Raw genomic sequence first — 24,457 nt, forward strand, 5'->3', positions numbered from 1 at the left:
AACAAGACGTAAAATGAGGGTTAATAGTTGCGCCTGAAAACCTGTACAGGAAACAAGCTGTTTATAGCCCAAAAAAAGGTCCGTAAGTAGTATTTACTTACGGACCCCAATATTTTGTCTCCTGTATTCTTCCCTTACGCTGCCCTACCCATCTGCTTCAGGAAAGCCACGTGCGAAGCAACGGCGTACCGTACCCGTGGGTATTCGATGTACACGATGCCATATTCCTGGCATGCCTGCCGGATGATCTTACTGATGGCAGGGTAATGGATATGTGAAATTTTGGGAAACAGGTGGTGCTCGATCTGGAAATTCAATCCGCCTACCAGCCAGCTTACCAGTTTATTGTTGGTAGCAAAGTTGGCCGTGGTCTTGATCTGGTGTACAGCCCATTCGTCTTCCATTTTACCGGTTGTCTCATGGGGCATGGGGAAAGCGGTATGCTCTACCGTATGCGCCAATTGGAACACCAGGCTCAGTACCAGGCCGGCAACGAGCGTGAAGATCAAAAAGCTGATAAGCCAGGAGGTGAAACCTACCATGTAGATAGGCAGACCCACAAAAAGGAACAGATGGAACACTTTGAAACCCCAGAACACGAGGTGATCAGACAGTTTCATTTTCTTCAGGGGCATGCTACCGATCTTGCTTTTGAAGTACTTCTGGTAATCCAGTACGAATATCCAGAAGATATACAGCAAGGAATAGAGAAACCAGAAATAGATATGCTGATACTTGTGTAAACGATACTTTTTCTGCGTGGTGCTCATGCGCATCCAGGGTTGGATGTCGATATCATCATCTACACCGTCTACGTTGGTAAACGCGTGGTGGATCACATTGTGCTTTACATTCCACATGAAATTATTACCACCCAGGATATTGAGCGAAAGCGCTGCAAAAGAATTGATCCATTTGTATTTGCTGAAACTGCCGTGCGCACCATCATGCATTACGTTAAAACCGATGGCAGCTACTACCCCACCCAGCAAAATACTTTCCAGTATTTGCATCACTACACCGGGAGTAAAAAATACCAGGTGCACGTAGATCACCATAAAAGTCACCATCAGGATCACCGCCTTCATGAAGATGGGGTAATCGCCGGTGGTGGATTTTCCTACTTCTTCAAAGTAAGAACCGATACGCTTTTTTAATTCTGCGTGAAAAGAATGTGGAACGTTTGCAAACTTAGGCACTGACATGAAAGACTATTTAATATAAAAGGTTGGCAAAGTTACGTTTAACCTACTAATAAACGCGTAAAATTGTGCAATTGATGTGCCGAATTTGGGAATTTTAGCGAGACGCTAACTTTGATGACAATTCCCCGACAAATGAACAGTCAGTAGTCTGGAGTTAAGAGTCTGGACACGAACTCCTTCTAAGTTTCCACCTGCACCAGCGCATCCAGGTTGCGGATACCGATCTTCTTTTCGCTGATGAATCCTTCCGCATATTTTACGCCAATACGTTTGCCCAGCATACGCGCCCGTGCGATGACACTGTCTAAGAAATCGGGAGAGGAAATATAGGTTTGTGGCTCTTTATTGTCGGCCCCGCCAGGGAAGAACTGCGTGGAGTACGCTTCGATCGATTTCATGCGTTGTTCAAACACCTCGCTGATATCGATCAGGATATCCGGTTCATGAAACCAATCCTGCATATAATGCAACACATACTTCGGGCGCCAGCGTGCCTGCGGTTCACCCTTCGCGTCCTTTGTTTCAATTTTAATAAGCCCTGAAAGAAAGCAGGCGTCGGCAATGAGGTGTCCTGCGCGGCCATGATCGGGGTGACGGTCATTGAGGATGTTGGCAATTACGATCTCCGGCTGGTAGGTGCGGAGCGCCTGGATCAGTTGTAACTGGTGGGCTTCATCATTGCGAAAAAAACCATCCCTCATTTTAAGGTTTTCCCGCATGTGCACCCCCAATACTTTGGCAGCCACTGCCGCCTCTGTATACCGGGTTTCGATAGTGCCACGGGTACCCAATTCACCCTGTGTAAGGTCGAGGATACCTACTTTTTTACCCAGCCTGATCTCATTGAGCAGTGTTCCGGAACAGCCCAGCTCTACATCATCCGGATGTACGCCGATAGCGAGAATGTCTAATTTCATACCTGATTATTGCAATTAAAGCGACAAAAGTAGTAAAACGCAAAAGAAGCTAAAAGGTTTGCGCCCACTGAATTAAAGCGTTCACTTCTGCCGGGGCGCCATTGATGCGAACGGATGAGCGTTTTTTACCCAGCCGCACCACCACCAGCTTTTTCTGCGGGATCACGATAATATACTGCCCCAGGATACCGCGGGCATAGAATATATCCGGCTGGTTGGGAACGATCCACCACTGGTAACCATAATAATCGCAGGGGTGGCCGCTTTCATCATTGATAAGACAAGGTTTTATCGAAGCCTGGTAATAATCCGGGGTTATGATCTCATTGCCTTTCCAGCGGCCGCTGTCCAGCATCAGCTGTCCCAGCCGGGCAAAATCCCGGGCATTGGAATTAAAGCAGCAATACGCTTTTTCGTGCCCTCCTGTATGATCTGTGCTCCAGAGTGCCGGGTGCTCCGCCCCCAATGGATGCCACAGTTTTTCAGCAGCATAAGCACTGAGCGATTTGCCCGTGGCCTTTTCTACAACGAGTCCAAGTAACTGGGTATCACCGGATTTATAGCTGTGGAGCGTGCCGGGCGCATGGACAATATTAACCCCGGTGGCCGTGGCATAAATATCACTGCCATAATAGGCCTGCGTGGTGACAGAAAGCGGATTGCTATACGATTCATCCCAGTCACTGCCGCTGCTCATCGTGAGTAGGTCGATGATCCTGACAGCCGCTTTGGGTCCTGTGGCAAACTCAGGCAGGTAGTTGCCTACGGGGTCCTGCACCGAGTGGATCTTCCCTTCTTTGATAGCAGCACCTATCAGCAGGCTGGTAATGCTTTTGGCCACGGAAAAAGAACCCGACCACGACGAATCATTGTATCCCTCATCATACCGTTCAAACAGCAGGGAATCATTTTTGATCACCAGCACCGCCACCGTCTTCAGCTCCTGCATCATTTGCCCCAGGCTATCCGGCATATTGATATTGTAAGCCCGGGCGGTATCCCAGGGCTGGTGCACATTGGTGGTTACCGTATTGTTGGTGAACTTCTTATAATCATCGATATCTGCAAAGTTGTACCACACTGCTTTGAACAGGTAGGTTCTGCCGCTGGCTACAGCATAGATCGAAAAAACAGCAACGATCAGCAAAATGGTATATAGAAAATAACGGGCAACCTTTTTCATAAAGCGAGGGCTTTGAGAAGAAAGTTACAGAATAAACATCTGAATGCCATCTGCTGTTATAGAATGTGCTCATTTGGCTTTTTTAGCATTTTCGAGTAGCTTCGCTGGTCTTTTGAGCAATAAAGTGTTCATATTCAGAAATCTGAAATCTAAAATCGTACATCACATATGGCATACGACGTAGTAGTTCTCGGTAGCGGCCCCGGTGGATACGTGGCAGCTATCCGTGCCTCGCAGCTGGGTTTTAAGACCGCAATTATTGAAAAAGAAAGCCTGGGAGGTATCTGTCTTAACTGGGGTTGTATCCCTACCAAAGCCCTCCTCAAGAGTGCCCAGGTTATGGACTATATCAACCATTCCAAAGATTTTGGTATTGAGGCCTCAGGTACACCCGACTTTGCAGCTGTTATCAAGCGTAGCCGCGGAGCAGCCGATAAAATGAGCAAGGGCGTTCAGTTCCTGATGAAGAAAAATAAGATCGATGTAGTGATGGGTTTTGGTAAACTTAAAGCCAAAGGCCAGATAGAAGTAACTGCTGCCGATGGCAGTAAACAAGTAGTAGAAGGTAAACACATCATCGTAGCTACCGGTGGCCGCAGTCGCGAACTGCCCAACCTGAAGCAGGATGGTAAAAAAGTAATAGGCTACCGCGAAGCCATGGTGTTGCCCCAGCAGCCCAAGAGCATGATCGTAGTAGGCAGTGGCGCCATTGGCGTTGAATTTGGTTATTTCTACAGCAGCTTAGGCGCTAAAGTAACCATCGTGGAATTCATGCCAAGGATCGTTCCTGTTGAAGATGAAGATATCTCCAAAGAACTGGAAAAGAACTTCAAGAAGAAAGGTATCGATGTACTGACCAATGCAGAAGTAACCAGCGTTGATACCAGCGGAAGCGGTGTGAAAGCGAAAATAAAAACTGCCAATGGTGAGATCACCCTCGAAGCCGACGTACTGTTGAGCGCCGTAGGTGTTGCCGCCAATATCGAAGGCATCGGCCTGGAAGAACTCGGTGTGAAAACTGAGAAAGGCAAGATCGCTGTGGACAAATATTATCAGACCAATGTACCCGGTATCTATGCCATTGGTGACTGCGCTCCCGGCCAGGCCCTGGCGCACGTAGCCTCCAAAGAAGGTATTATCTGCGTAGAGAACATCGGTTACAACGAAAAGAAATACAACCACCAGCCAGAAGGCCTGGATTACAACAACGTACCGGGTTGTACTTATTGCACACCTGAAATTGCTTCAGTTGGCTTAACAGAAAAGCAAGCCAGGGACGCAGGATATGATGTTAAAGTGGGTAAATTCCCTTTCAGTGCTTCCGGCAAGGCCGTAGGCGCAGGACATACCGAAGGCTTTACCAAAGTGATCTTCGATGCTAAGTACGGCGAATGGTTAGGTACCCACATGATCGGTTACAACGTAACTGAAGTGATCGTTGAAACAGTAGTGGCCCGCAAACTGGAAACTACCTACCACGAAGTATTGAACAGCATTCACCCCCACCCGACCATGAGCGAAAGCGTAAAAGACGCTATCGAAGTGGCCTACGGTGAAGCGATACACCTGTAAGGAACATACCAGTACAAAATACAAAAGCGATCCCCAACCAGGGATCGCTTTTTTTGATTATGCACCTTTATTATGATTATTGAGTTTTTGTTATCATTTGATCTCCTGCCTTTTTCCCGGGCGCTATATGCCAGCCATCTGCGAGCGTCAGTTCCCATTCCGCGGTCTTAATAACTTTACTATCCTTATTGGTGTTCGCAGGCATAGCTACATACAACAATCGCCAGTCTTTCATGCGGGCATCTCCCGTTACCACCAGCCGCCCCCAATCATCGGTAAGTGTCATCGTAGGATATACCGTTCCTTCCTCACCCAGAGGAAAAAGCGTATTGGGATTAAAAGAAAACCGCATGCTTTTACTAAGCTTCAATTCCAGCACCGGGCCTTGTACCAGTTTGGCCATATACACCGCTTGCTTCGCTATCCGTTGTTGTTCCCGTACTTCTTCTTCCTGTAGAATAGATGGCCTGTATTCCCGCGTTGCTTTTGTCACAGCCAGCTGCATTGTCTGCTGCGGGTCGCCGGATTGAGCAGCCGACGCCTGCAGCTGGTAGTTTTTGATCAGCAGGTCCGGGAAATTATCTTTTGCTGTGATACCCCGTTGCCAATCGGCCTGCTTTTGCGAAAGCAGCATACCATACAAAGGACCCGTCAAATAGGCAAAGGAGCGGGCAAAAGAAGGGTAACTGGTAGTGGCATTATCTACAATAGCCGACAGGTATCCCGTGTCTTTCCTGGCAATACCACTTACATATACCCCGGTAAATTCCGCAAGCCCTTCATTGAACTCCAGGGCCTCTTCCAATGCCTGCGCTGGCGGAAATAAGCGGTAGCGCCATTGGCGGAATAAAATAGCCTGTTGCAGGTGATGCTGACGCTCCCGGCCCACCGGTTGGCGCAATGCCGCTTTAAGCGCTTCCAGTTCCAGCCTGAAATAAATCCGCCCTTCCTTCGTATTCAGGTGATCGCAAACCGGGCTTTTCGTCGGCAATCCAAGCTCATCCTGCACACGATGGAACAGTTCATGCGCCATTAGCGTCACAGCCCGGTCTTTATCAGCAGGAAGTGGCAACAACATCATCGTCCATTTAACACCTGCCCATGTAGTAGCCGTATTGGCAATACTAACAGTCAGGGGCAGCACACCTGTATAAATACCTCCTGCAGCCCTCAGTATACCTGTTGTATCGGGTCTGTTGGCATAAGCCTTGCGCGTGGCAGGCTCTACAAACAAAACCGGGCCGTCCAGGTCCTTATTCCACAACTTCGCTTGCGGAGTGGCACAAACAGTCCGGATAAGTTCAAAATACCCTTGTACCCGTGTCAGCATGCTATCAGGTGGCTGCGCTGCCGCCCGCATACCGGGCACTCCAACAAGCAGGAACAACAAGCTATACTTCATACGATTATTTCCTGCAAAGTTTGGTACTACAGCCTTGTCCAAAAAGTTTATTATAGCAAAGCTGTCCTTATTTATATCTGCTGCAACTGGCAGCAGTTAATCCCGTAAACAGGTCATTACATATAAAAAAACAGCGGCCAATTTGCTTAAAATTGTATTTTACCAGTATGCGTAAAGCAGTGCTGCAAACAGTATTCTGGATCGTGTTCTTCCTGAGCTGGCAACGGGTGGTGTATTTTTATGTCGACAATGTTACCAACCGCCTCCTCTTTACTGCTTTTGATGTAGGCCAGGTAATACTGCTCTTTTACCTTACCTATTCTATCATCACCCCCCAATTATTTTCCCGCAGGAATAAGATACTCTTCCTGCCGGTATTACTGACTACCGTTTTAGTGGTGGGTGTGCTGTTCGTATACACCATGCAGTATTTCCTGCATTACCGCCTCGTTCCCATTTACTTCAATTTTTCCTGGAATTACAGCGACCTGGTGGCCAACCGCTACATCATAGCTTTACTGGGCGCACTGGCCGGTTTTATTGGCAAATTGTCTGTTGAGTGGTTCCAGGCCAGGCGGAAGATCGAAGAAGCCGAAAAGATCAGGGTAGCTACAGAGTTAATGTACCTGAAAACCCAGGTCAATCCCCATTTTCTGTTCAATGCCATCAATACCGTCTATATACAGATTGACGAATCCACAGAGGCGGCCAAACATACCCTGAGCTCCTTCTCCGAAATGCTGCGTTATCAGCTCTATGAATGCAATCAGGAGAAAGTACCCATCGAAAAAGAAATAGCCTACCTGCAACATTATGTGGGCCTCCAGCAGATGAGATTGGACGAACGCTACCAGCTAACCTTTACCTATGAAGCCAGCTTACAAGGGTTTATCATCGCTCCGTTTATACTCATCCCATTGATTGAGAACATGTTTAAACATGCTTCCAACAAAGGCACCCCCACCATCATCAGCGGAGCATTGAGTTACAGCAATAATCAGTTAACTTTTCATGGTATTAATACCAGAGACGACGACCGGGTAACGGCAAAAGCCGGGGGCATCGGGCTCACCAATATGAAACGAAGGCTTGAACTGATCTATCCCGATCGTCATTCATTGACCATTAAAAAAAGCAAAGACCTGTATGAGGTATGGCTGACAGTACAACCAATATGATCATCTCCTGTCTTATTGCCGACGATGAGCCTATTGCCAGAATAGGTATGCAAAAGCTGGTACAGCAGGCTCCCTGCCTGCACCTCGTTGGCATGGCCAAAGATGTGACAGAAGTGAGCAATCACCTTTCCCAAACAAACATACAACTCCTCTTCCTCGATATCCAGATGCCCGGCGTCAATGGCGTTGATTACGTTAAAAGCCTTGTCCGGCCACCCAAGGTGATCTTTACCACCGCCTATTCTGAATATGCCATCGCCGGCCATGACCTGAATGTATTGGATTACCTGTTAAAGCCTATTACATTATCCCGCTTTCTGAAAGCTGTGAACAGGGCAAAGGAATATTTTGCACTGACAATGCAGCAGCCCCCAGACAACAATAATATTATTCCCGCCCATTATCTTTTTGTAAAAACAAATCGCCAGTTGCAAAAAGTAGCCTTTGAAGAGATCCTCTTTATTGAAGCCCGGCTAAACTATGTGGTTATCCATACCCTCACCCAAAAGATCATTACCTATTCATCCATGAAGCTGATGCAGGACAGTCTGCCCGCCCCCTGGTTCCTGAAGATCCATAAATCCTACATCATCTCTACTGCCATGATCAAAAGCATCCAGGGTTATGAAGTTACCATCGGTACCTATACCCTGCCCATAAGCAGAACACACAGAGAAGAATTAATGAAGATGATCAGCAAGTGAGCCCCAAAATGCAAAAACGGCCCTCTTACGAAAGCCGTCTTGCTGGTTGAAGTTGGAACGAAAAATATAAAATCAGTTATAAGGGCGTTATCGAAGTAAACGATTGCCGATTCACAGCTTGTCCCGCCACAGCGGGAACTGCCGACTGCCGACTGCCGATTGCCGCTTGCCGCTTGCCGACCTTAACTCCCCTGCGCTTGCTTACTGCCGAATACTTTCTTTAATATCTCAGTAGTACGTGCAACAGGATCTTTACGGATCTTTTGCTCTTCCAGGCCTACCTGGTAAAAAATACCGTCCATCGCCTTGCCGGTCACAAAAGCGCTCAGGTCGGGATTGATCTTATTGGCAGCAAAACGGTTGTAGTTCGTAAATACATCCGACCAGTATTTGGTAGCCCCGACTTTGCTGAGTGATTGTTCGATGATCGGGCGGAATGCCTCCGTCAGTTGCGCCGTTGTTTTTCCTTTAAGGTAATTAGTGGCGGCAAAGTCGCCTCCTTTCAGAATACCCAATGCATCCTGGATAGTCATTGTCTTCACCGCATTGATGAAAATGGGGGCAGCTGATTTGGCAGCATCTTCTGCTGCACGATTTACGGAAAGAATGGCTTTATCTACTAAGCTGCCCAATCCTACATCCCGCAGTGTTTTTTCTACTTTCTGCGCTTCTTCGGGCAATAAGATCTTGATGGCTGCATTCTTAAAGAAACCATCCAGTGATGACAATTGATTGGCAGACTGCTGCGCACCTACCGATAATGCTTCTTTTAAGCCCGAAACAATATCCGCATTTGTCAATGCGCCGGTATTTTGTCCGTAATCTTTAATAATTTGCTGGGCTGTTTCACAGCTGTTTAATAAAAAAGTGCAGAGGATTAAAGCGTAGATCGATTTTTTCATCAGGAATAATTTGAGGGCGTACAGATTACCGATTAATTTTGTTTTATGTCAAGCACAAACGTACAATATTCTGGTTGCTTTTTCCGTATCTGTGTGGGCAAATTAATGAGCAGTTCCGAAGCTCGGTTTTTACCAGGATCGTTTGACGTTGTAGTGCCTGCCAATGTGTTGTTAGTCCTGCCTGCGGTTAATAATTCCAAATTTAGTACCAGTATTCTATAAAAATCCCGTTATGCAGATCTCCATTTGGGAAAAAGAGAGTTTTTACGCACCTAAAGATATTATCATTGTTGGCAGTGGCCTGGTAGGATTGTGGAGCGCTTATTATATTAAAAAACAAAATCCTAAGTGTTCTGTTGCCATCGTTGACCGGGGTATTATTCCCACCGGCGCCAGCACCCGCAATGCCGGCTTTGCCTGTTTTGGCAGCGTGACCGAATTACAGGAAGACTTCAACAAGATGGGAGAAGACAAAACCCTCGAGTTGGTTAGCATGCGATACCAGGGACTGCAACGTATACGCAAGGTACTGGACGAAAAACAAATAGATTTTGAATTGTGTGGCGGCTACGAGCTCATTGCCGCTCAAAGCGACCCCGGCATGGAGGCCCTGGAAGAAATGGTAGCGGGCGTGAATAAGAAATTGAAGCGGGCTGTTAAAACCAGCCAGACCTTCAAAGTATCAGATAGTAAGATCAGTGAATTCGGCTTTCAGCATATTGCTCACCTGTTGGAAAACAAACTCGAAGGATATTTACATTCCGGTAAGCTATGCCAGGCCTTACTGCAACTGGTACAATCCATGGGCGTTATTGTATTCAATGGCGTAGAGATCACCCGTTTCGAAAAGATACTCGACAAGATCGTATTGTACACCAATCACCAACTACGTTTTACAGCCTCCCAGATACTCATCTGCACCAATGCTTTTGCCAAAGAGCTGTTGCCCAAACTGGATATTGTGCCCGCCCGCGGCCAGGTGTTGGTTACCTCCACCATTCACGGTTTAAAACTCAATGGCACCTTTCATTACGATGAAGGGTACTATTATTTCCGCAATATTGGCAACCGTGTATTACTCGGCGGCGCCCGCAACAAGGCCTTCGAGGAAGAACGGACCACAGCAATGGACACCACGGCCACCATCCAGAAAGAACTGGAGCACTTCCTGGCTCATTATATATTACCGGGGAAAGAATATGCCATTACCGACCGCTGGAGCGGTATCATGAGCATGGGATCCGAGAAGATGCCCATCGTACAGGAACTATCGCCTAATATTTTCTGTGCCGTAAGAATGAGCGGCATGGGCGTAGCCCTGGCTCCCATTGTGGGAGAGAAAGTCGCTAATATGATGAAGGGATAATTGTCATCTCGGCCGCATAACTGTCATCTCAACCTCATAACTGTCATCTCAACCGCATAACTGTCATCTCGACCGCAGGGAGAGATCCGCTATCGAAGCAATCAATTCGAAGCAAAGATTGCCGACTGCCGACTGCCGATTGCCGACTGCCGACTGCCGACTGCGATTTTCTTACTTCGTCTTCAACACCTTGATCGTTTGGGAAGATCCTTCTACCCGGAGGAAATACATGCCATCCCGTAAATGCCCGATATTGACCGGCATATTACCTTTAGTGACCTTAACCTGCATAACCAATTGCCCCAGGTGATTGCGTATTGAGACTATTTTACCTGTCAGCTCCCCGGCAGTTCCGCCATCGATCGTAATAAAGGTAGTAGCCGGATTGGGGTATACTTTGATGGAGATCTCTGCAATAGCAGCAGGTTCTTCTATTGGTCTGGTGGTGGGTGGCGTTGTTACAGGCGTGCCTGTAAGCGCCTTGGAAGACAAGAGCGAATAACGCGCAGCACCGGGTTCAAACAGGCTTCTCATCTTGTTGCGTTGCCCCAGGGTAAACAGGTTGAGGCAGGCATCATCCGTAAAATCCATATAATTACTGTACATGTTGCCATAAGGATTGTTTTCGCAGGTCACCACCACCCCCGTAGGACAATTGCGTGTGGCGCCACGTTGGGGCGGCGTATCATCTATATGATCATCCCCGCAGGCAGCATCACCCCATATATGCCGCAGGCCCAGCCAGTGACCAATTTCATGCGTAGTCGTACGCCCTTTATTGTAAGGAGCGCCTACAGGACCTACTGTTCCAAAGGCGCCTGGCGTAATAGCTACCCCATCTACTGCTTTGTCGCAACCAAGCACACTGGCATAGCCCAGCAGTCCTCCTGCAAGGCTGCCTACCCATATATTCAGGTAATTGTCAGTATCCCAGGCATCCGCTCCTCCTTTACTGGAAAACTTAATACGGTCATCAAGGCCATACATCAATATCGAGGTACTCTTCCTGGTAATGCCCGTAGTGGCTTTGCCGAAAGGATCGATCTTAGCCAGTTCAAATTCTATCAGGCAATCTGCCGCCAGATGTTTAAATACAGCCGGAACATTGATCGTATCACTGTTCAGTTTCCGGAAATCTTTATTCAATACATCTATTTGCGATTTGATCTGCGCGTCGCTGATGTTTTGAGAGGGCGTATTGTACAACACATGAACAACTACCGGTATTTTGATCACCGCAGGCATCGGCGAGCCCGTGCCATTGAGCATGATATCACTTTTGCTATAAGCATCCAGCGCTGCCATCTTTTGTGCTAATAATGGATCAGCCTGTAATTGTTGTTGCTGGTATTCGTAAGAAGCGCAGTTGCGCTGCGCGGTAACCGCCAGGCAGGTCAACAGCATTAAGTAAGCAAGTACAAAATGTTTCATGGTAACGACGTTCTTTCTTTGTGGCCGTTACATAGGAGGTGGAAGTCGTCTTCATAAGGACTTGCTTGCTAACAAGAGGGCGGTATTGTTCCGATAGGAAGATTGGAGGATATAAAACAGGTATAAAGCACATGCCATGAGATCGCATCCGTATGTAATGACCATGCACCGGTCAATTACAATACATCAAACGATATTGGAACACAACAGTAAATCGAAATAAAGGATAAAAAAGACTAACTGGTCCACAGAGTTACCTATTCATTGAGCCACTCCGGATGTGTAGAAATAGGAAAGGAGGTACGTAGTGAGTGGTATTCAGACGATAAGCTACTGTAAAGTAAGCAAAGGTTTTCTGTAAATCAAAGCACTTTACCAAAATTTTCAACCGCAGATGCCCCTTCGTGTAGCCTCAAATTGTATTTTTGGGGCTTTCACGACAGTCTTTTATGAAGAAAATCACCTACATAGCGTTTGCGATCACCATTATAGCCTCAGCTTGTGGTAATAACGACACTCCCTCTCCGGATGTTCCCAATACTGGAAACGAGGCCCCGCCGCCCGTTATTCCTTTTAGTGTGGTTAACAAGCTTCCCCACGATACCACCTATTTCACCGAAGGGCTCGAGTTTCACAACGGCCAGTTGCTGGAAAGTTCAGGCGGTAATGACGATGGTAGTCCCTACCCTTCAGAATTTGGTGTGGTAAACAGGGAAACGGGAAAAGTGGTGACCAAAGCAAAGCTCGACAAGTCCAAACATTTTGGAGAAGGCATTACCGTATTTAAGGATAAGCTCTATCAGTTAACCTGGCAGAGCGGAGCAGGGTTTGTATATGATGTTAATACATTCAAACTCATCAAAGAATTCAAATTGCCTACCCGCGAAGGTTGGGGATTGACACACGACAGTGCTTCCCTCATCATGAGCGATGGCACCAGTAACCTATACTTCCTGGACCCCGATTCCCTGCGCGTGAAATACACCGTCAATGTAATTCACAACGGCAGTCCGGTTGGCAACATCAATGAACTGGAGTATGTAAATGGTGTGATCTATGCCAACAAATGGGGCGATACCAACATTCTTAAGATCGACCCCGTATCCGGAAAGATATTGGGCCAATTGGACCTTTCCAACCTCGACAAGGAAGCAAAAGCCGTATATCCCGGTGCAGCAGAATTAAATGGCATTGCCTATGACAGCACCACCGGCAAACTCTATGTTACCGGCAAGAAATGGCCTTTCCTGTATGAGATCAAAATACAATAGCCTCTGTCAGGCTGAGCAATGTCACCCTGGAGCCTGTCGAAGGGCTGTCGAAGCCTGTCTTTCTTCCCAACTCTAAAGGGACTTGTCGAAACCTTTAACCGCGAAGCGGTTAAATTCTGTGCAAATCGGAGAAATCTGTGAGCTGTCTTTACTTAACCCAAGGCGTTTATTTCCCGATCACATAGATCAGCGAGCTGCATTTTTCCCGCTGGCTCCAGGCTTTGGAGTTGGAGATCAATCCGCGCAGGAAACCTTTCACCATGCTCGACTTACCCGTTTTATATTGCTCACTCAGCAGGCTTACGTAGAAGCTATCAAACCACATAGGTATCGTAGACTTTACTGTGAGGCCATGGGGAGAAAGCAGCGTACGCATCGAAGCCGGAGAAAAATGATAGAGGTGTCTGGGCACATCATAAGCTGCCCAGTATTCTCCATAAAAAGCAGCGTCGTGCGAAGTGTAATTGGGTACTGCAATGAACAATACCCCGCCAGGTTTTAATAATACTTTCAGTTGATCGAGGTATTCGTGAAGTTGATGCACATGTTCCAATACATGCCACATCGTAATAGCATCAAAATGGCCGGGAGGCAACTTAAACAGGTCACTCGTATCCTGCAAAGCGATCCGGTTTTGTTCAAGCGCCCGTTTGCGGGTCTCCCCATCCGGTTCCAATCCCGTTACCTGCCAGCCGGCCGCACGCATAAAGCCGGCAAAAGCCCCCACACCAGCGCCTACATCCAGCAGGTTGCCCGTTGTGCGTTTGGAGACAGACTGCACCAGTTTTTTCTTACTGTTCAGTGTATAATTCCGTACGATATGATAAAGCCTGTTGACAAGCCCTTTGCTCGTATTGGTATGCGAGATGTAATTTTCTGACTGATAATATTTACCGATCGCAGCTTCGGCCGGGATATCCTGCGTAAACCGCAGGGAGCAGGCATCACAATGCCATACCTCAAAAAGCTCCTTGGATACTGTATAATCTTTTACAGCCAGTACTTTATGTATGGCAGAGGCTTTACAGGCCGGGCATTGCGTATAGTGAACCGTTTCCATTTTTTCCACGGTTGCAAAGAAAGCAAAAGAATGTGGAATACAGAATAGAGAATACAGAATTAGCGATCAGGTGCCGGATGCCAGGTTTTACGGCCTTTTCAACCTGTCAACTTTTCAACTGATCAGCGTGCAACATCTATATGTTGCTGATTCCCCGTATTCGAAGGAGAAAAGCCATTATTATAGAAGTGAAAGAAGATCACACTCAAGGCTATGGCGGCAATAATGAGGGCATAGATCCACCAGGTGTTCTTTTCAACGGCCTCTTCTTCGGGCCAGGCATTGGCTGTTTCTTCCGTATTGATCTCCCGGATTACTTCCCGGTCGCCCACCAGCATCGTATGCTGCGTATTGCTGTGGATCACCCGCGTTGCCGGCGCTGGCTGTTGCGCCGAAGGAATGGCCCCTGAAGCTTCAAAAACAATATCTCCCGAAACATCCTTTTTCAGCGCTCCTACCCCTTTCCATTCCACCACCTCATCTGTACGCAGCCGGTTACGCAGGTCGTACGCCCACTCATTGTACCATTTGATCGCCTCATAATCTGCTATATCCTTTTGCTGCGCCAGGTAGGTAAAGAACTCTTTATCAGGAGCATCAAAGTACTTATCAAACCGGAAATGGTACGAAGGCGGCAGTATCTGCTTATTGATAAAATCCGTTTGCGCCGGGATCCGTTCAATATAAACAGTCCCCAGGCCCGGGATACTTATACTTTTATGTTGTAGCAAATAACTGGTCAGCGCTTCTGTCATATTCCGCAGGTTTTAGCGTTGCGAAGCAACAGTTTTTCCATGGGAAAAACAAAGAAAAATTACTATCCGCCGGGTCCTTTACCCCCTTTCCAGGTCTCCCTTCCCAACCGGTCAGATCTACTCACCCTTCCAACCTTGTTAGCCTTTCAACTTTTCAACCCTCCCAACCTATCAACTCGTCAACCTACTTCTGATTAAAGGAATACGTGATCCCGCCCAGGATATTGAATCCGAATACCTGGTATTGGTTCCAGCGTTCGTATTTATTATTGAGGATATTGTTCATCTGCAGCCACAGGTTGAAGTTTTTCGTAATGCGAAACTCAGCCCCTGCATTCAGGTCAAAACCAGCGCTGCTTTTATAGGCATCGCCGTTTTTAGCACGGTACCTTGGCCCGTCCCAGGCCCAGATATCCGTATGGAACCACAGGTCTTTCATCATTTGCCAGCGCAGGCCCGCATTTAATTCAATCGGTATCAATCCCCAGGCTTTTAATTCCTGCTCCACTTTCGTAAACCAGTTGAAGTTAACAGCCGCAGAAGCATTGAATTTCTCTCCTATATTATAGCCCACTTCCGTATGCAGGTTCACCGCATTGATCTGTGGTTCGAAGATCGTATTGAAGGTTTTGCCATCTACCGTATCATTCACGAATAAGGCCATGTCCGTAAACTTCTGCAGCCCCACTTTCGCTGAATAAGTAAAATGTCCCGCTATCGATCCTTTAAAACCAGCGTAGCGCTCTTCCACCCGTGTATTCATTAAAGAATCGGGCTGCGCCAGCCAGGGATTCATAGAAGCAAGCCGCTGGTAGGAACCTTTGAGGTAATAACCGATCCACCCCAGTTGCAACGTCAGTTGCTTGTCGTTGGTAGTGATATCAGCCATCAGGTTGGGCAGCAGGTTGAACCGCTTATTTTGCCAGCTGGGCATCGCACCGCCATGGATGTACAGGTTGGGCGTTTTGTACAGCACGGCTGCTGCCACCTGGTACAGGTTATTATTGTCTGTGAATTTGCCGCCGCTTTTATCTACCGTGTAATTCGTAAGGTCTGCCGTAACACCCAGCTTGAAAGCAAACTCATCTCCAAATGATTTTTCCAGCGGCAGGTTGAGCACCGTATTAGCCTCACGCCCCTTGATATTGTGGTTGTCACCAAACACACTCACCCGCAAACTGGGATGATAACTCAGACCGAATTCAGTTGGCTCCAGGTTACGGAAATGTACCTTGCCTTCAATGGTCTGAAAACGCTGGCGCAGGTCACTCTTCGTAAATACCAGCGTTTCCGGCTGGTAGCCATAGAGGTAATAATCATTGCTGCTAAAACCCAGCGTACCATTCCATTCCAGGTTGCTGGATGTTTTATAAGTACCTGCCACACCTACGCTGGCCAGGCTGTTCTTTTGAAATTCCTTATCCCCTTTCGAATTGTAATAATTGGCAAATACATTGAAGAAGCTGCTTTTGCCATCTCCAAAACTGAAACCTGCCTTTACATAAGGTTGGTGCACATTGCCAATGCCTACTTTGATATAGTTACTGTACTGCCAGTTGTTGAGCGAATCCATTTGCAGCGCTACCGGTTTAAGTTCCGCAGGCTGGTATTGGAAGTATAAGTTTTGTACAGGAATATTATAAGTAAGCGCGGGCCTTGTCGTATCTACCAAAGGAGGCGCCGCATTGAAGTTGATCTTGGCAGCTTCCCTTAATACAGGCTTAAAGGTGGATGTAATATCAATCGTTTTACGTTTGGTAGTATCCTGCGCCAGGGCTGTGATCCCCACTCCCAGGCAACAAGCACTGATCGCTACTACTTTAAAAACCGATGTATGATTCATCTGCAAATTGATTCTGTGTTGTTAAGTTTGATACCCTGATCTTGTCATTTCGAGTCCTGCCATACGTCGCTGTACCTCCAACCATTCCACAGGACGAGAAATCTGCTATCGAGGCAAACGGCTCGAAGCTTCCCCTACTCCACTTTACTCCCCTTCTTCTCCGCATCAGCTGTTTCTTTCAGCTTTCTCTCTGCTTCCTGCCGCAGCTCTTCTATTTTGGCATTGTCCACCACACTCTGGTAAGTGGCTTTCGCATTGAAATAATCCTGCTCTTTGAAATACACATCACCCAGTAAGATATAGGCTTTCGTTACCCAGTTTTCATAAGAACCCGCCTTGTTGATCACTTCAAAAGCCGCCTTCTCAGCATCCTTCAGACGGTTCTGTGCCAAAAAGCTGTTGGCGATCTCATACCGCGCTTCTGCACCATAGGCCGATTTACTGAGCGATACCACCGAACGATAAGCCGTAATAGCCTGTTCGTATTCTTTGGCATTCTGGTGCGATTTGGCAATCGCCAGGTTGGCCAGCACTTTATCGTCCGTACCAATACCCTTCTGGTTGAGCAGGTCACGCGCATTGGCTACCGCTTCATTCCACTTTTGTAACTGATACTGACTACGCAGCAAACCACGCATCGCTTCCAGCTTGTTTTCCTGCGAAGAAGCAAAATCCTTCAGCTTGCTGAAATACTTTTCAGCCTTCACATAATCTTTCAGATCGAAGAAATTGAGGCGCGCAGCATTGACCAGTGATTTCTCACCAAATTTATGCGGCACCCTGTCAGCCAGTATTTCATACCCGGCAGCAGCCTTGGCCCAGTCTTTTTGATTGAAATAGATCTCACTCTTATAATAAAGCGCCTCCAGCGAGTTTTTACCTTCAGGGAACTTGGCCAGGTATTCTTCAAACTTCTTCGCAGCAGCCGGGAAATTCCCATTGTTGAACTGCACTTCAGCCTCCTGGTAAGCCAGCTCATCTTCCTGCGTACCCGTGATCTCCTTACCCATCGTACGCGCAAAATTCACGTACTCACTCGTTTTCCCCTGCTCGATGTAAATGATCCGCGCATTCTCCAGCGCAGCATCCGCTTCCGGAGCATTGGGAAACTGCTTCAGGATAGCAGTATATTGATTCAAAGCCTCTGTATTATTATCGAGGTTGTAATAGGCGATACCCATTTTCAAATGCGCCTTGGGCTTAAGCGAGGAATTGGGATCACTCACCACATTTTTCAGGTAAGGGATCGCTTCCCGGAACTGCTCATTGGCCAGCAGCGTTACCGCCACCTCCATATTGGCATCCGCTACCAGGCCTGAGGTAGGATACTTCCGGCTGATCGTAGACAATAGGTTGATCTTTTCTTTACCATTCGATACACCCGCGATCATCGCTTTCTGGAACGTAGCATAATCACTGGCCGGCCAGGAATAGTCCAGTACCTTATTATACATCGTTTCCGCTTTCTTGTAATCGCGGCTCATATAATAACAATCTGCGATCCGTACAAAAGCATCCTGCTCAATAGCCGGTGCATTGATCTTCGGCGAGGCAGATGCTACCTGCTCAAAGAATCCCTGCGCCTGCTTGTAATTCTCTTTTTTCAGGAAACTATAACCCAGGTTGTATTTCGCATTGACCGGGTTCACCTCTCCGTTTACCACCGGTGTCTTCAGGTATTCAAAATAATATTTGATCGCATCATCCAGTTTATTCAACCGGTAGGAGATCTCTCCTTTCCAAAACAGCACAAAAGGCAGTACAGCCGTATTGTTGGGATCAATTTCTGCCCGGGTAAGCAACTCCATGGCCGTTACCAGCATGCCATCATTGGCCAACTCCGTAGCACGGCCATACAATATTTTAGGATACAACCGCCGGGCATTGGGCGAAGGCGATTTTACACTTTCCAGCAAGGCCAGCGCATCTTTATAATTGTTCGTATTCGCCAGCACACTCACCATCAGTTCCCGCGCTTCATTGTTGTACTCAGATTGCGGGTAAGCCTGAGTGAATTTCTGCAGCTCCGTCAAAGCCACATCCTGGTAGCCAAGTTCATAAGAAAGCTTGGCATAATTGTACATCGAAATTTCCTTCTGCTTGGCATTACTGTTGTTCGAAGCCCCGATCAGGAAGGCATTACGCGCATTGGCCTTTTGCCCCGTCTTAAGATAGGCGTCCCCCAGAAGGTACATGGCGTTCTGGGCCAGCGAATCTTCCTTACCACTCACCTGCTTAAAACCATCAATTGCCTTTGTCCAGTTGGCAGCCTTATAATAACAATAGGACAGTTCATATACATCTTCCCGGCGCACCTTGTCCGACCTGGTTACATAGGTTTCCAGGTAGGGCAATGCTTTGGCATATTCCTTCTTTTCAAAATAGGCATGCCCTACGATCTGGCGCATTTCCAGGTCATAGTGCAGGTTGCCCCTTTTCAGTTTATTTTCTGCGTATTCCAGCGCCTTGTCCTTCTGTCCCAGCGAATAATAGATATTGGCCACATAATAAGGCACCACCTTACCATAATTGGGATGGTCTTCTACTACCGCAAAAGCATCCAGCGCATCCCGGTACTTTTTATCGTAGAAGGATAAGAAACCATAGTAATAGTTAGCATCTATATAGTTGGGATCATCCTTCATTTGACGGATCGCGTCAAACATCGGCTTGGCCTTGTCAAACTGCTTATTGGTGAAATAACCATAGCCCAAGTGGAATTTCATGTCCGCTATTTCGCGGTTGGTGAGGTTGGCAATATCTGCCTGCTCGTATAAAGGGATCGCTTCCCCGTAGTTTTGCTGGCGGAAATAATACTCTGCCAGGTGAAAGCCCATCATTTGCGTACGCACCTCATTATCCTCCAGGTCTATAAAGTTCTTTGCTTTTTCCACCGCACTCTTTTCATTTTGTTTGAGCGCGCAAACGATTGTATAATACTTTATCTCCTGGTAAGGAATGGCCTGGTTGGTAATGTCCGGCTCCCGCTGTTTCAACTCCAGGTCTTTGAGCAAAGGATAAGCCAGGCTGTATTGTTCCCGCTGAAAATACTCTTTCGCCTGCTTATAAGAAGCCTGGGGGTCGTTGATGAAACGCGTTTGCTGGGCAATAGAAAAATGGGAAAGACCAAGAAGAGCAATAATAGCTGTCGATTTTTTCATTCCCTGCATTTTAATTCAATTCTATTTTGTTGGGGGGAGCAAAAAAAATTACGAATAACGAATCGGATTTGTGGTGCTGATCTTATTTCCCGTTCGACATTCGTAGTACTTCTGTTGGCTCTCCTGCTGGGTTTTTAACGTGGTAAAGTTTCTAATTATTTTATGTTCAACCAAAGATCGTTCCTAACACTGTGGATAAGTGCAAGGATTAACAATTCTTTTTGATTATGCATAGCAAAAACAAATCCATTATTTTTGAAAAAACATCCAACTGTATGAGTAAACTATTATCCACCAATTACACCAGCGGTGCCTTTAATTTCGGCGCGCTGATACTACGCCTCGCTATGGGAGGCCTGTTATTACCACACGGATACGATAAGCTGATCCATTTTGCCCAGTACAAAACTCAATTCATCAATTTCATGGGAATTGGTGTTACCCTGTCACTGGCACTTACAGTATTTGCAGAATTCTTTTGCTCACTGTTTGTAGTCCTTGGCCTTGCTTCCCGCCTGGCAGCAATACCACCCGCCATTGCCATGTTTGTAGCCTTGTGGAAAGGACACAACCTCGATATTTTTGGCAAAGGAGAACATGCAGCTTTATTCATGTTTGGCTTCCTCGTCATAGTGATCATCGGACCTGGCAAAGCCAGCGTTGACGGAGCAATGGGCAAATAACCCAGGCCGGTAAGTTGTTAAGCTTTGAACAAAGCTTAACAACTTATCGCACTCCCCTTCGAAGCAAAAGATTCAAAGCAAACGAATTGCCGATTGCCCCTCGAAGCAAACGCATTGCCGACTGCCGATTGCCGACTGCCGATTGCCGGATTCCCAAAACAAACATTCACAACCCACAACGCCCCATGTTTATCGCCGAGACCAACATACGTGTACGTTATGCAGAAACAGACCAGATGGACGTTGTCTACCACGGCAATTACGCCCAGTATTTTGAGGTAGGCCGCGTAGAAGCTATCCGTCAATTGGGTCTTAGCTATAAGGACATGGAAGCAAATGGCGTCATGATGCCGATCGTAGAACTCCAAAGCAAGTTTCTGCGACCAGCCCATTATGATGACCTGCTTACTATAAAAACCATGCTAAGGGAGTTGCCGGCCGATCACCGCATCGAATTTCACCAGGAGGTGTATAATGAGCAGGGAAAACTGCTGACCGTAGGCCGTGTTGTATTGTATTTTCTGGATATTAAAACAAGGGCCAAAACCACCATGCCCGTTGCCCTGCGGGAAAGCCTCACCCCCTTCTTTGCTTGAAACCCGCCCTACCGCCCAGGCCGCCCCACTACGTGCTGCCTTGCTCTTCTTCCCGACTTCCAGACTTTCGGAATTCCCGGCTTTTCCTTAATAATTCCTTAACCACTAAAGTTTAGCAGAAGCCGCTTAAAGCTATTTCTTTGTGCTCCAATCCAGAAAAACCAATAGATCCAGATATCAATGTAAAACCAAACAGATCCTGATCGCTGAAAAACCAACCAGTCCAAAGTCCAAAGAAAAACCAGGTCCAACATCCATTCCCACCGCCAATTCCCACCCGGGAACCAATGCGGAAAGAAAAATCACTTCCGTCCACAAGTCCTTTGAAAAACATCCACAGCGGATGTTTTTCTTTTTTCATGTCGTATCTTTAAGTACACCATAGTTCTTTCAATCCCTTGGCGCATTTACACCTTTTCGGGTCAATCCCGAATTTCAGCGTTAGTCGGCGCCTCATTCCAGCGGCTTTACAACGCCCTCATAGTGAGGTCATAGCACCCTTCCAGCGACATTACAGCGACCTTTTAGCGACGTTATAGCGACCTTATAGCGATATACCTTCGCTGATGCTTCATATACAAGCCGTTGTACAGCCGTGTATCAGCCTACACCGCCCCGTCCTTCCCTCACCCCCGGAAAAACCAATGATCACCCTTCCCAAGCCCAGGCAATCTTTTAAGTTAATGATTATCAGTATTCCAGGTTATTTCAATATAAAATCGGAAATGCTTTTTCCCAATTCCGGCGCAATGGGTAAGACCGGATCACTATAGGTTTTTAAATTGGCCTCCCGGTTCCCCTCCACCACTTTGAAGACATGATTCATATTGTCAATGATTACCAACTTTGCCCCCGGATTAGCGGCTGCCAGCCTCCGCGCATCCTCCACACCAACCTGGATATCACTCGTCCCCTGTACGATCAGCACAGGAATTGACAGCGCCCTTATCTCCGCTTGCGGATCATACCTGAACCAGGAGATCATATAAGGCTGTACCGATGGCCTGAACAGCGAAAAAAGCATCGGGTGCACATTTTTCACCAGCTGCCCGGCAGCCAGGCTATCCAATATGGGAAATGCCAGATCCTGTACCTGCCTGGGCTGCGCCATCAATTGCTCATGTATTGTCTTATCCGCAGACTGCCCCGCGCCTGCTATCGAAACAAATTGATCGGCCCCTTTCGCGGCGATCATCCCGATCAGCGATCCCTCACTGTGCCCGATCACCACTACCTTCGAAAAACGTTTGTCCTTTCTCAGCAACTCGATCCACCCTTTTGCATCATTTACATAATCATCAAATCGCAGGTCAGCTTCTGATTTACCAGCTGCCGCGCTTGCTGCAATACCTCTTTTGTCATACCGCAACGTGGCAATACCCCGCACGAGCAAAGCAGCTGCAAGCATTTTCAAAGAATTTCTCTTCATCACCGGATCATTACCATCCCTGTCTGTAGCGCCCGACCCCGCAATGATCAACGCCACCGGCATACCTTTGCCCTTAACAGGCACACTCAATACCCCCTCTATATTACCTGATTTCGTTTCCAATGTCACCTTAGTATCAACAAAAGAAGTATCCTGCGCTGCTAATACCTGCGCCCTCGTGCCAAGCCATAACAATACCAGGCACACATGGATGTACTGTTTCATAAACCTGTATTTTGATGTGAAGGAAAATAATTACTGCGCCGATGATTCCTTCCTGAATGCAATGAAGGAGAAGCCAACAGGCACTACTACCAGTATGAATAAAATAGAGCCCGCCACTATCAGCAATGGCATATGATTCCGGATGATAAAAGAAAGTATAATGATCAGCACACCCCCTGCCATCCAAAGCCGCCCGCCAAGCCAATGCGTTTTCTTCCACACGTCCTCACTCTCCAGCGTCCAGGGCGTCCGGATGCCTACAAAATAATTGGGCCGCAATGCCTGGAAATAATTACCCATCATGGCCAGCATCAATCCAATGAATGCGATCAACCATTGCGGATTCTCCATACCACCTTGTTTGCTGATGTACAGCAGGTACACCGATAATCCACTCATAAAAAGCGTAAGCATAAAACGCAGTCCCTGGTATTTTCCCTCCATTTGCCGCAGCTTCCTTTTGGGATCAAGCACAGGAATGACCAGCATCAACAGGTAGGTGCCCAGGCACATCGCACCTGGAATATACAGCAGCGTGTGCTTACCCGACCAGTCATTCGCCTTTCCCGCCAGATCAAAATGTGTAGGCACCTGCTCCGGAAGCTCCTTCCAGATACTGGCCAGGTACACGTATGGTAATGCTATCAACACCCACAACACCAGTTCCCTTATGTACTTATTCATGGTCTATTTTTTAAGGGTGAGTATATACCGGATAAGATCATCAACTACCGTCGTATTGATCGAATAGAGAATGAATTGCCCTTTCCTTACTGTTGTCACCAGCCCCGCACGTTTCAGCTTGTCCAGGTGATGCGAAATACTGGGAGCCGTCATGTCAAACTTCGCAGCAATATCCCCGGCAGTCATATCCCGCTTCCTCAACAACTTGAGTATCTCCCTGCGTGCAGGATCATTAAGTGCCTTGAAAACATCATTCATGCTACTGCCTGTCTATTTTTATATTTAGACAAATGTCTAAATATTATTCCGGAAAACCAAATCTATATAGCGGCCCTAAAAAAGGGGCCATCGTATCGGCCCCTGCGGTTTCGCATTTAGCTTCATTTCTTTTTCTCGTAGTTGAACATCCACCTGATCCCATATTTGTCCACCACCACGCCAAACATCGCGCCCCAGAATCGCTCTTCCAACCGGTCAAGCACTTCCCCACCCTTCAGTATAGCCCCATAGAAAGACTCAATCTCCTCCTCACTGCTGCAGTTTACACAGATGCTGATATTGTTGCCATGCACATGTTCCTGGTGCACCATATCCGTGCCCATAATGACCAACTCCCCTTTTGTCAGCGCACTGTGCAAAATATGGTGGTGTATAGCTGCCGGACATTGTGATTCCATCGGCGACCCTTCCACCGTCTGTAGGGTCAGTTCACCACCAAAACATCCTTTGTAAAAGTTCATTGCTTCCCGGCACTTGCCATTGAAGCCTAAGTAAGCATTTGCTGTTGTTGCCATGGTATTGTGTTTTATTATGATCACACAAACCTAGCAGCAATACCCCGCCCGGGCCCATAGCAATTGCGACAATCTAGCATGTTGATTGCGACAGCC

General features: G+C 47.2%; 22 protein-coding genes. 7 read left to right on the top strand and 15 right to left on the bottom strand.

Annotated elements, in window-relative coordinates; translation table 11 throughout:
- Window positions 1–134 precede the first annotated feature (134 nt).
- From D3H65_RS14270 to D3H65_RS14280, 3 genes are all read right to left on the bottom strand, one after another.
- Window positions 135–1,205 (bottom strand): fatty acid desaturase family protein, encoded by a 1,071-nt coding sequence (locus D3H65_RS14270; RefSeq protein ID WP_119050954.1) that lies wholly within the window; start codon window positions 1,203–1,205, stop codon window positions 135–137.
- 179 nt (window positions 1,206–1,384) lie between these two features.
- Window positions 1,385–2,122 (bottom strand): bacillithiol biosynthesis deacetylase BshB1, encoded by a 738-nt coding sequence (bshB1, locus tag D3H65_RS14275; protein WP_119050955.1) that lies wholly within the window; start codon window positions 2,120–2,122, stop codon window positions 1,385–1,387.
- Window positions 2,123–2,171: 49 nt separating this feature from the next.
- Window positions 2,172–3,305 carry a serine hydrolase domain-containing protein gene (locus D3H65_RS14280; RefSeq protein ID WP_119050956.1) on the bottom strand — a complete coding sequence of 378 codons (1,134 nt, stop codon included), beginning with the start codon at window positions 3,303–3,305 and terminating at the stop codon, window positions 2,172–2,174.
- A gap of 168 nt (window positions 3,306–3,473) precedes the next feature.
- Between D3H65_RS14280 and lpdA the strand changes: the two genes are divergently transcribed.
- A complete protein-coding gene (lpdA, locus tag D3H65_RS14285) occupies window positions 3,474–4,877 on the top strand; it encodes a dihydrolipoyl dehydrogenase (RefSeq protein WP_119050957.1) in 1,404 nt (467 codons plus the stop codon).
- Between the two features lie 76 nt (window positions 4,878–4,953).
- Here lpdA and D3H65_RS14290 read toward each other — a convergent pair whose 3' ends face one another.
- Window positions 4,954–6,279, bottom strand: coding sequence for a hypothetical protein (locus D3H65_RS14290; RefSeq protein WP_119050958.1), 1,326 nt, complete (start codon window positions 6,277–6,279; stop codon window positions 4,954–4,956).
- A 167-nt stretch (window positions 6,280–6,446) separates the two neighbouring features.
- On the opposite strand from D3H65_RS14290, the gene D3H65_RS14295 reads away from it, so the two are divergent.
- Together D3H65_RS14295 and D3H65_RS14300 are read left to right on the top strand one after the other, a co-directional pair.
- Window positions 6,447–7,457: a sensor histidine kinase gene (locus D3H65_RS14295; protein ID WP_119050959.1), complete on the top strand. Its 1,011-nt coding sequence runs from the start codon at window positions 6,447–6,449 to the stop codon at window positions 7,455–7,457.
- Entirely contained in the window at window positions 7,433–8,161 is a 729-nt protein-coding gene (locus D3H65_RS14300; RefSeq protein ID WP_119050960.1) for a LytR/AlgR family response regulator transcription factor, read from the top strand. The genes D3H65_RS14295 and D3H65_RS14300 overlap by 25 nt, the downstream gene beginning before the upstream one ends.
- A 182-nt stretch (window positions 8,162–8,343) precedes the next feature.
- Here the strand turns inward: D3H65_RS14300 and D3H65_RS14305 are convergent, their stop codons facing one another.
- On the bottom strand, window positions 8,344–9,063 hold the full coding sequence (locus D3H65_RS14305; protein WP_119050961.1) for a DUF4197 domain-containing protein: 720 nt from the start codon (window positions 9,061–9,063) through the stop codon (window positions 8,344–8,346).
- 232 nt (window positions 9,064–9,295) lie between these two features.
- Between D3H65_RS14305 and D3H65_RS14310 the strand changes: the two genes are divergently transcribed.
- Complete coding sequence (locus tag D3H65_RS14310; protein WP_119050962.1) at window positions 9,296–10,429, top strand: NAD(P)/FAD-dependent oxidoreductase; 1,134 nt, start codon at window positions 9,296–9,298, stop codon at window positions 10,427–10,429.
- 171 nt (window positions 10,430–10,600) lie between these two features.
- Here the strand turns inward: D3H65_RS14310 and D3H65_RS14315 are convergent, their stop codons facing one another.
- Window positions 10,601–11,860 (bottom strand): M43 family zinc metalloprotease, encoded by a 1,260-nt coding sequence (locus D3H65_RS14315; protein WP_119050963.1) that lies wholly within the window; start codon window positions 11,858–11,860, stop codon window positions 10,601–10,603.
- A gap of 449 nt (window positions 11,861–12,309) precedes the next feature.
- On the opposite strand from D3H65_RS14315, the gene D3H65_RS14320 reads away from it, so the two are divergent.
- Window positions 12,310–13,131: a glutaminyl-peptide cyclotransferase gene (locus tag D3H65_RS14320; protein WP_119050964.1), complete on the top strand. Its 822-nt coding sequence runs from the start codon at window positions 12,310–12,312 to the stop codon at window positions 13,129–13,131.
- Window positions 13,132–13,297: 166 nt separating this feature from the next.
- Here the strand turns inward: D3H65_RS14320 and D3H65_RS14325 are convergent, their stop codons facing one another.
- From D3H65_RS14325 to D3H65_RS14340, 4 genes are all read right to left on the bottom strand, one after another.
- On the bottom strand, window positions 13,298–14,191 hold the full coding sequence (locus D3H65_RS14325) for a class I SAM-dependent methyltransferase (protein ID WP_119050965.1): 894 nt from the start codon (window positions 14,189–14,191) through the stop codon (window positions 13,298–13,300).
- A gap of 122 nt (window positions 14,192–14,313) precedes the next feature.
- Entirely contained in the window at window positions 14,314–14,946 is a 633-nt protein-coding gene (locus tag D3H65_RS14330) for a hypothetical protein (protein ID WP_119050966.1), read from the bottom strand.
- A gap of 184 nt (window positions 14,947–15,130) precedes the next feature.
- Window positions 15,131–16,789, bottom strand: a complete 1,659-nt coding sequence (locus D3H65_RS14335) for a TonB-dependent receptor (RefSeq protein ID WP_119050967.1) — start codon at window positions 16,787–16,789, stop codon at window positions 15,131–15,133.
- A 134-nt stretch (window positions 16,790–16,923) separates the two neighbouring features.
- Window positions 16,924–19,950 (bottom strand): tetratricopeptide repeat protein, encoded by a 3,027-nt coding sequence (locus D3H65_RS14340; protein ID WP_119050968.1) that lies wholly within the window; start codon window positions 19,948–19,950, stop codon window positions 16,924–16,926.
- Between the two features lie 275 nt (window positions 19,951–20,225).
- Here D3H65_RS14340 and D3H65_RS14345 point away from each other — a divergent pair, with 275 nt between their 5' ends.
- Window positions 20,226–20,633, top strand: a complete 408-nt coding sequence (locus tag D3H65_RS14345) for a DoxX family protein (RefSeq protein ID WP_162915628.1) — start codon at window positions 20,226–20,228, stop codon at window positions 20,631–20,633.
- 185 nt (window positions 20,634–20,818) lie between these two features.
- The gene (locus D3H65_RS14350) at window positions 20,819–21,229 is read left to right on the top strand and encodes an acyl-CoA thioesterase (protein WP_119050970.1); all 411 of its coding nucleotides are present in this window, start codon (window positions 20,819–20,821) and stop codon (window positions 21,227–21,229) included.
- Between the two features lie 112 nt (window positions 21,230–21,341).
- On the opposite strand, the gene D3H65_RS14355 is transcribed toward D3H65_RS14350, so the two are convergent.
- The 5 genes from D3H65_RS14355 to D3H65_RS14375 all read right to left on the bottom strand — a co-directional run bounded on the left by D3H65_RS14355 (window position 21,342) and on the right by D3H65_RS14375 (window position 24,361).
- Window positions 21,342–21,590: a hypothetical protein gene (locus D3H65_RS14355; protein WP_119050971.1), complete on the bottom strand. Its 249-nt coding sequence runs from the start codon at window positions 21,588–21,590 to the stop codon at window positions 21,342–21,344.
- Window positions 21,591–21,932: 342 nt separating this feature from the next.
- Window positions 21,933–22,883, bottom strand: coding sequence for an alpha/beta hydrolase (locus D3H65_RS14360; RefSeq protein ID WP_119050972.1), 951 nt, complete (start codon window positions 22,881–22,883; stop codon window positions 21,933–21,935).
- A 30-nt stretch (window positions 22,884–22,913) separates the two neighbouring features.
- The gene (locus D3H65_RS14365) at window positions 22,914–23,567 is read right to left on the bottom strand and encodes an SdpI family protein (protein WP_119050973.1); all 654 of its coding nucleotides are present in this window, start codon (window positions 23,565–23,567) and stop codon (window positions 22,914–22,916) included.
- A 3-nt stretch (window positions 23,568–23,570) separates the two neighbouring features.
- On the bottom strand, window positions 23,571–23,825 hold the full coding sequence (locus tag D3H65_RS14370) for an autorepressor SdpR family transcription factor (protein WP_119050974.1): 255 nt from the start codon (window positions 23,823–23,825) through the stop codon (window positions 23,571–23,573).
- Window positions 23,826–23,947: 122 nt separating this feature from the next.
- The gene (locus D3H65_RS14375) at window positions 23,948–24,361 is read right to left on the bottom strand and encodes a VOC family protein (protein WP_119050975.1); all 414 of its coding nucleotides are present in this window, start codon (window positions 24,359–24,361) and stop codon (window positions 23,948–23,950) included.
- Window positions 24,362–24,457: the final 96 nt, after the last annotated feature.

Origin of the sequence: Paraflavitalea soli (assembly GCF_003555545.1) — a bacterium.
GTDB lineage: Bacteria > Bacteroidota > Bacteroidia > Chitinophagales > Chitinophagaceae > Paraflavitalea > Paraflavitalea soli.

What these genes read in the sequence shown, in the direction of transcription:
- D3H65_RS14270 (WP_119050954.1), bottom strand. Translation starts at nt 1,205, where the DNA reads ATGTCAGTGCCTAAGTTTGCAAACGTTCCACATTCTTTTCACGCAGAA.
- bshB1 (WP_119050955.1), bottom strand. Translation starts at nt 2,122, where the DNA reads ATGAAATTAGACATTCTCGCTATCGGCGTACATCCGGATGATGTAGAG.
- D3H65_RS14280 (WP_119050956.1), bottom strand. Translation starts at nt 3,305, where the DNA reads ATGAAAAAGGTTGCCCGTTATTTTCTATATACCATTTTGCTGATCGTT.
- lpdA (WP_119050957.1), top strand. Translation starts at nt 3,474, where the DNA reads ATGGCATACGACGTAGTAGTTCTCGGTAGCGGCCCCGGTGGATACGTG.
- D3H65_RS14290 (WP_119050958.1), bottom strand. Translation starts at nt 6,279, where the DNA reads ATGAAGTATAGCTTGTTGTTCCTGCTTGTTGGAGTGCCCGGTATGCGG.
- D3H65_RS14295 (WP_119050959.1), top strand. Translation starts at nt 6,447, where the DNA reads ATGCGTAAAGCAGTGCTGCAAACAGTATTCTGGATCGTGTTCTTCCTG.
- D3H65_RS14300 (WP_119050960.1), top strand. Translation starts at nt 7,433, where the DNA reads ATGGCTGACAGTACAACCAATATGATCATCTCCTGTCTTATTGCCGAC.
- D3H65_RS14305 (WP_119050961.1), bottom strand. Translation starts at nt 9,063, where the DNA reads ATGAAAAAATCGATCTACGCTTTAATCCTCTGCACTTTTTTATTAAAC.
- D3H65_RS14310 (WP_119050962.1), top strand. Translation starts at nt 9,296, where the DNA reads ATGCAGATCTCCATTTGGGAAAAAGAGAGTTTTTACGCACCTAAAGAT.
- D3H65_RS14315 (WP_119050963.1), bottom strand. Translation starts at nt 11,860, where the DNA reads ATGAAACATTTTGTACTTGCTTACTTAATGCTGTTGACCTGCCTGGCG.
- D3H65_RS14320 (WP_119050964.1), top strand. Translation starts at nt 12,310, where the DNA reads ATGAAGAAAATCACCTACATAGCGTTTGCGATCACCATTATAGCCTCA.
- D3H65_RS14325 (WP_119050965.1), bottom strand. Translation starts at nt 14,191, where the DNA reads ATGGAAACGGTTCACTATACGCAATGCCCGGCCTGTAAAGCCTCTGCC.
- D3H65_RS14330 (WP_119050966.1), bottom strand. Translation starts at nt 14,946, where the DNA reads ATGACAGAAGCGCTGACCAGTTATTTGCTACAACATAAAAGTATAAGT.
- D3H65_RS14335 (WP_119050967.1), bottom strand. Translation starts at nt 16,789, where the DNA reads ATGAATCATACATCGGTTTTTAAAGTAGTAGCGATCAGTGCTTGTTGC.
- D3H65_RS14340 (WP_119050968.1), bottom strand. Translation starts at nt 19,950, where the DNA reads ATGAAAAAATCGACAGCTATTATTGCTCTTCTTGGTCTTTCCCATTTT.
- D3H65_RS14345 (WP_162915628.1), top strand. Translation starts at nt 20,226, where the DNA reads ATGAGTAAACTATTATCCACCAATTACACCAGCGGTGCCTTTAATTTC.
- D3H65_RS14350 (WP_119050970.1), top strand. Translation starts at nt 20,819, where the DNA reads ATGTTTATCGCCGAGACCAACATACGTGTACGTTATGCAGAAACAGAC.
- D3H65_RS14355 (WP_119050971.1), bottom strand. Translation starts at nt 21,590, where the DNA reads ATGAAAAAAGAAAAACATCCGCTGTGGATGTTTTTCAAAGGACTTGTG.
- D3H65_RS14360 (WP_119050972.1), bottom strand. Translation starts at nt 22,883, where the DNA reads ATGAAACAGTACATCCATGTGTGCCTGGTATTGTTATGGCTTGGCACG.
- D3H65_RS14365 (WP_119050973.1), bottom strand. Translation starts at nt 23,567, where the DNA reads ATGAATAAGTACATAAGGGAACTGGTGTTGTGGGTGTTGATAGCATTA.
- D3H65_RS14370 (WP_119050974.1), bottom strand. Translation starts at nt 23,825, where the DNA reads ATGAATGATGTTTTCAAGGCACTTAATGATCCTGCACGCAGGGAGATA.
- D3H65_RS14375 (WP_119050975.1), bottom strand. Translation starts at nt 24,361, where the DNA reads ATGGCAACAACAGCAAATGCTTACTTAGGCTTCAATGGCAAGTGCCGG.